Raw genomic sequence first — 5,843 nt, 5'->3', positions numbered from 1 at the left:
AAATTTTAGAAAATAGCCCATTTTTTTTGTTTGATTTAGGCGAAAGTCAACAAAAAAAGGGTGGCGAAGCCACCCACACATGTTGATGAAGAGCCATATTTTTGAAGGTTTCTTTTTTGCCCCAAAAATAATTGCAGAAAAATCCAATCGTGACCGGTAAAATCGTCACGACTAAAATGTTGAGAAACATTCCGAAGGCGTTGACATGAATGCTTGTATCCGCAAACCATAAAACTAAAAGCGGCGTAATCATCGGCGCTAAAATGGTGCTCGCCGTTGTCATTCCCACCGAATAAGCAACGTCGCCTTTGCATAAGAACGACATGATGTTACTCGAGACGCCGCCCGGGCAGCAGCCGACTAAAATAATTCCAATCGCAAGATACGGATTTAATCCAAAAATTTTCGTTAAGCTCAAAGCGATTAAAGGCATAATCGTATATTGCGCACAAGTTCCGATTAAAATATCGAGCGGGCGTTTGAATAAAACTTTTACATCTTCAACAGTTAAAGTCAAACCCATGGTGAGCATCACCAGAGCCAAAATAACGGTGGATGTGTTTCCGTGCACCCAAGAAAATGCGGGCGGGAAAATGAATGCAAAAATAGCGCAGAAGATGACAAATATCGAAGTGTGAGTGGATAAAAATCGGCTGACAAATTTTAAAAACTTGAGCATAAATAAGTCCTTGTTTTTGCCGGCGTAAAAATAAAAAACTTCCGTCGCGTTGGCTATTTTTTAATGAGGAATTAGGAGTTGAAAAACAATGCATAATTAACAATTAACAATTATAGCAAGGTGAGAGTCGCAAAAATGAGCTTGCTCATTTTTATGACCGAGCCGCAGCGTAATGGGCGTAAGCCAATGCACAATTGGAAATGATGGCGCGCCGTAGGCGCACGGGGAAATCGCGAATTTCTAAAACAAATAATTTGTAAAGTTCTCGCGCGAAACTTTTGAATTCTGAATTTGACCGTTTGAAAATTTGGAACTTTATTTTGATGCAAAATTTGACCATTTGAAAATTTGGAGCTTTATTTTGATGCAAAATTTGACCGTTTGAAAATTTAGAGCATTATTTTGACGCAAAATTTGACCGTTTGAAAATTTGGAGCTTTATTTTGATGCAAAATTTGACCGTTTGAAAATTTGGAGCTTTATTTTGATGCAAAATTTGGCCATTTAAAAATTTGGAGCTTTATTTTGATGCAAAATTTGGCCGTTTGAAAATTTGGAGCTTTATTTTGTTGCAGAATTTATCCGTTTGAAAATTTGGGGCATTATCTTGACTCTGAAAATTACTGCTAGATTCTACCCCAAAGGGCTTAATTCAACTAAGGAACTAAAGTTCCAAGTTTCATATATCGCTTCGCTCAGAATGACACGGCGGTTGTCATCCTTTCGCAATGCCCCCCTGTCATCCTGAACGAAACGCAGTGCAGTGAAGGATCTAGCTGTTCTCATTGCGAAAAAAAAACGCTAGATTCTACCCCAAAGGGCTTATTCAACTAAGGAACTAAAGTTCCAAGTTTCATATATCGCTTCGCTCAGAATGACACGCTGTTTCTAACAACTCCACTTTTTTAAAAATTTTTGAGCAAATCTGGAACGCAAAATCTCTTCGCTAAAAATTAAAAATCGTTTATGTTCAATCCAACCGCCGATGAATCGTTTCGAATCTACCGAAGCTTATTACGCGGTATTATTTCACGAACTTGTCCACTCGACTGGCGTTGAATTGAAGCGGTTCAAAGAAGACGAACGCGATTCCGATGGTGATTACAGCCGTGAAGAACTGGTTGCAGAAATTGGAAGCTGCTACCTGCAAAACCTCTGCGGAATGAATACGGAAACTCGCAAGCGTCAATCCTCGGCGTATATTTCCGGATGGCTGAAACATCTCACCGACAACAAAAAAGATTTCACCAGCGCATGCACGCGAGCCGAAAAAGCTGTGAAATTTATCCTCGGTGAACTTGAATTAAAAGAGGAGTGAATTCTTGAAATTGTTATATTGCTTCTACTGAACGCCATTTGGATTTCGATATCTGATTGGATAACGAAATCCATTTTGGAAACAATTAAAAACGATGATTAAACAAGATGAGGTTAATAGATGTTAAAAATTCCCGATTACTTGCAAGAAGTTGCAAAGTATACCTATGAATCTTCAAAAATGAATGTAGAGGGTAATCCTAATTTTGCAAAACAAAGAAGAAAAATTGTAGAAAAAGCTCTTCAAAATGAGAAATATGTCAAAAAATTCGAGACAGAAGAAGAAGCTTATGAATTTGCAAAGACGCAAAAAAAATGTGCGGTATGGTGTGATATTTTAAAACTAGATGTCTTGTTTTATGCAAACACTTTTTTTGTAATTGATGACGAAAAAGGTTTCGCCTGTAAACTTGCGCCAGACCTTGAATATCTTGGTTACAGTTTCGAAGGAAATTTTTTAAATGGTCTTCAATGTTAATTACTAAAATTCCTTTACTGCTATGTTACTTCTATTAAATACAACCATATAATTCCCAACATCACAATACTTTGCGTCATATCCAAGAGCGCAAGCGTATGTATTTTTATGGTCTCCAAATTTTTTCTTTTCTTCAACAGAAAGTTTATTCCATATTTTATCTAATTCCGCACTATCTATAATTTTAGGTTTATTCACCCATGTCATTTCTAATGTTGTGCTGCTTCCTGGCGTTCCATATGCGGCACTGCTTTTGTATGCTTTATTTTTTGATTTTAAATCTGGAATGGACATTCCCTTTGTAGAAGATACTGTATAAATTCCATCTCCATAATATCTTTTCCCGGAACCGTTTAAATCCATTTTATTTGCTAAGTACATCTGGCTAGCAAATTCTTTTGCGGTCATATTTTTCCCGTTAAAAGTAGTTGAATTAACTGTCCTATAAAAAATATCTTGACATGATTTAACTAATTCGTCAAATTCTTTTTCTGAAACCAGTTTTGCGGGAGCGTCAAAACCTTGCATTCTTGCAATATCATTCGTAAATCTTGGTTTCAAAATTTTAGAAAATAATGAATCATTAGAAAAATCAGTTGGAGTTATATTATTAGCGTCAAATTGACTAGTTAAATCTTTGCCGGATACCGAGCCTTTATATTCTTTATTTAGAGCCCCTTGCAAAGCAAGATTTTTCTGCTTCGCTTGAATTCTTGCTTCAATTTCATTCGCTAATTTTTTATAAATTGGCATGAAAATTTCATTTGCTTCATTTAATTTCTTGATGGCGTTATTGACTCCTTTTAAAGCTTTTTCATCAGGCAACTTTTTCCACTTATCAAAATTATTTTGGATAATTTGATTAAATTCAATAAGCTTTTCTGCTCCATATTTGTTGATATTTTCTGCCGTCTTTTCAATATGTTTAATTTTTTCAAACTCGCTGAGTTTAGCGCTTATTTTATAAGTTTTATTTCTAATCTCTCTGTACGAATTTTCATTTCCTTTTTCCAATAAAGATTTCAATTCATTCACTTCATTTTGGAAAATTTTTTCTGCTTTTGGTCTTAAATTTTTAGCTTCTTCTCGAACTTCCAAACGATAGTTAAGATTGTTTTGGATTTGAATTTTTTGCATCTCCGTTCTTTTTTCGTGGCGTTCATTTGCTGCTTGCAAAATTTCAATCTTGCGTTTCAACCGTTTATTTTCTTCGATTTGTTCTTCGTTTCCTTCTTCCGTTTCTTCTTCGGTTTCAGCCGCTTCTGGTTCTTTGATTTCATACATGCCATCGATACGCGGGTCCCACGCAATCATCGAGCAGCGACACTGAAAATCTTCGCCCGGATTGCCGATAAACATTTCGCTTGTGCGAGCGTGCTCGATTGGATGCATCGGGTCATCTGGATTTTCGGTATAATAAACGCTAGGATTTGAAACGCTGCAAATCAAACCGTTCAGTGTTTTATGGCTTTCGCGTTCTCTGCCGTCGATTGTCGTCATCCATTGGTAATACTCAAACCCTACTTCTTCAAACTGCGAAATTTTCGCTGCGCTGTTTAATTTACCCGTTTCCGTGCGTGCGATAACTTCTGCGCGAGCTTTGTATTTCCCTCTTAATTTTCCCTCAATCGCATTTTCAAGTTGTGATTTATTCCATCCTTGATTTTTTGATGTTTGAATAATTTGTCTTTTTGTCAATTTTTCTCAAAATCTGAATTTATTTTGATACTGTAAAACCATGAAAGCGGAGGTTAGATTATGAAATTTTCTTTTATCGAAATTTTATTTGACGGAATGTATTCCGGCTTAAATCTTGTTATCGGATTTGTTGTCACTTTCTTCTTATTTGTGGGGGTGATAGTTTCTCTTTTACATCCGATAAAAACATTCCCGATTTCCATTTTACCTATTGGCGGGACAATTTACTTCATCTGCAAAATTTACACGCGTTATGTAGAATATAAAGAAGACCAAGAAGCTGAAGCACGAAAAAATAATCCGCTTTTATAAATTTGGCGTTTCATCGCATGCCCGCGCGCAGAAAAAACGATGATTAAACAAGATGAGGTATAAAATGGAATATTACATGACATTAGCTGCATGCAAACTTTATAAAGGAGAAAAAGAATGTCCATACAAAAGAAATGATAAAAGAATTGTTTTTTGGAATTATGAAAAATGGGCTTGTAAAGCTGATTTAAAAACTACAAGAGCTGATGTTCGAGAAATCGAAGAAGATGCTAAACGTTTTGGAATATACGATGATATAAATTATATTGCTAATATAAACGACTTGGATAATGGTTTTTTATTCATTCTTTTGGGAAGATACCTTCATTGGAGCGGTTTCTATACAAAAGAAAGCCTTAAAGAAGACTTCTTTAAATGGATTGATATATATGTAAAATGCTAGTGCATTGAAACAGGATTTCCTCATTTATAAGGGTCTAGATTCTTGTTCAAAATTTTCAACTTCAATACTTTTTTCACTATCCTCAATTTTGTTCCCCGCTGAACAATTGCTTCGTCTTCTTTTGAAAATGAAGATTGTCCAGTTTTTCCATCCCAATTTAGGGAAAGCAAACCGTTGTCCAAATGACGAAAAATTTTTTGAATAAACCATACTTGACCAGCGTTGAATTGAAGCGATTCAAAAAAGATTTCACCAGCGCATGCATGCGAGCCGAAAAAGCGGTAAAATTTATCCTCGGTGAACTTGAATTAAAAGAGGAGTAAATTTGTTGAAATTGGAAAATGTTATATTGCTAACCATAATTGCCATTTGGAAACAATCAAAAGCGGCGATTAAACAAGATGAGATATGATTATGAATGAAAGAAAAATTCCAGAAAAATTACTTAATTTATGCGCTTTCTATAAAGGCGAAGAAGAAAATCCATTTACAACTGAAAACGAATTAGACTTTAATGAAAACGCTTATTTTTGGCACATAGAATCATTTGTGTGTATAGGGGGAAAAATCATGTCTAAAAAATTTTTCCTAAACATGGTTGATTCCATGATTTCCAAATGGAATCCATACGAAAGCGAAGAATTATTCAACTCTTATTTGAAAAAAAGAAATCAATTAAAGCTCTAAGATATTATCGTTTTCTTTATTGAAAATTTTTACCTTAGCTTCTTTTTTCCATCGTTCAGCAGCTTTTAATTCTTCTTTATGTTTTGGTTCTTTTAAATTATACGGATCCGCAATAGACGCTACGCAATCCGGCGTCAAAGAATATGTAAATTTCTTTCTGTAAAAAAATCTTCTAGCAAAGAACCGCGAAAGCGGTTCTTTTTGATTTGAATGTATCGCCCACCACAAAACTCCCTCCTTCTTGGTTACACGCATTTTCAAAAAATGAA

8 protein-coding genes are annotated in these 5,843 nt (G+C 35.2%); 5 read left to right on the top strand and 3 right to left on the bottom strand.

The window, feature by feature from the left end:
• Positions 1-46 precede the first annotated feature (46 nt).
• Positions 47-679, bottom strand: coding sequence for a bile acid:sodium symporter family protein (locus B0H50_RS12705; RefSeq protein WP_109587900.1), 633 nt, complete (start codon positions 677-679; stop codon positions 47-49).
• Positions 680-1,664: 985 nt separating this feature from the next.
• Here B0H50_RS12705 and B0H50_RS12695 point away from each other — a divergent pair.
• Positions 1,665-1,997, top strand: coding sequence for a zincin-like metallopeptidase domain-containing protein (locus tag B0H50_RS12695; RefSeq protein ID WP_106200241.1), 333 nt, complete (start codon positions 1,665-1,667; stop codon positions 1,995-1,997).
• A 120-nt stretch (positions 1,998-2,117) separates the two neighbouring features.
• Positions 2,118-2,474: a hypothetical protein gene (locus B0H50_RS12690; RefSeq protein WP_106200239.1), complete on the top strand. Its 357-nt coding sequence runs from the start codon at positions 2,118-2,120 to the stop codon at positions 2,472-2,474.
• 3 nt (positions 2,475-2,477) lie between these two features.
• Here the strand turns inward: B0H50_RS12690 and B0H50_RS12685 are convergent, their stop codons facing one another.
• Positions 2,478-4,172, bottom strand: coding sequence for a phage head morphogenesis protein (locus B0H50_RS12685; RefSeq protein WP_109587899.1), 1,695 nt, complete (start codon positions 4,170-4,172; stop codon positions 2,478-2,480).
• Between the two features lie 60 nt (positions 4,173-4,232).
• On the opposite strand from B0H50_RS12685, the gene B0H50_RS12680 reads away from it, so the two are divergent.
• The 3 genes from B0H50_RS12680 (at position 4,233) to B0H50_RS12670 (ending at position 5,574) form a co-directional block, all read left to right on the top strand.
• A complete protein-coding gene (locus B0H50_RS12680; protein WP_106200233.1) occupies positions 4,233-4,484 on the top strand; it encodes a hypothetical protein in 252 nt (83 codons plus the stop codon).
• A gap of 64 nt (positions 4,485-4,548) precedes the next feature.
• On the top strand, positions 4,549-4,887 hold the full coding sequence (locus B0H50_RS12675) for a hypothetical protein (protein ID WP_146193775.1): 339 nt from the start codon (positions 4,549-4,551) through the stop codon (positions 4,885-4,887).
• A gap of 414 nt (positions 4,888-5,301) precedes the next feature.
• The gene (locus B0H50_RS12670) at positions 5,302-5,574 is read left to right on the top strand and encodes a hypothetical protein (protein ID WP_146129257.1); all 273 of its coding nucleotides are present in this window, start codon (positions 5,302-5,304) and stop codon (positions 5,572-5,574) included.
• Here B0H50_RS12670 and B0H50_RS12665 read toward each other — a convergent pair.
• On the bottom strand, positions 5,563-5,843 hold a 281-nt coding region (locus B0H50_RS12665), incomplete at its 5' end, for a hypothetical protein (protein ID WP_233244833.1). The genes B0H50_RS12670 and B0H50_RS12665 overlap by 12 nt on opposite strands.

Source organism: Hallerella porci (assembly GCF_003148885.1).
GTDB lineage: Bacteria > Fibrobacterota > Fibrobacteria > Fibrobacterales > Fibrobacteraceae > Hallerella > Hallerella porci.
Note: the sequence above shows the minus strand (reverse complement) of the source record. Positions and strands in the feature narration are given on the sequence as shown.

Excerpts from the sequence above, each read along its gene's own strand:
- B0H50_RS12705 (WP_109587900.1), bottom strand. The coding sequence starts at position 679 with ATGCTCAAGTTTTTAAAATTTGTCAGCCGATTTTTATCCACTCACACT.
- B0H50_RS12695 (WP_106200241.1), top strand. The coding sequence starts at position 1,665 with ATGAATCGTTTCGAATCTACCGAAGCTTATTACGCGGTATTATTTCAC.
- B0H50_RS12690 (WP_106200239.1), top strand. The coding sequence starts at position 2,118 with ATGTTAAAAATTCCCGATTACTTGCAAGAAGTTGCAAAGTATACCTAT.
- B0H50_RS12680 (WP_106200233.1), top strand. The coding sequence starts at position 4,233 with ATGAAATTTTCTTTTATCGAAATTTTATTTGACGGAATGTATTCCGGC.
- B0H50_RS12675 (WP_146193775.1), top strand. The coding sequence starts at position 4,549 with ATGGAATATTACATGACATTAGCTGCATGCAAACTTTATAAAGGAGAA.
- B0H50_RS12670 (WP_146129257.1), top strand. The coding sequence starts at position 5,302 with ATGAATGAAAGAAAAATTCCAGAAAAATTACTTAATTTATGCGCTTTC.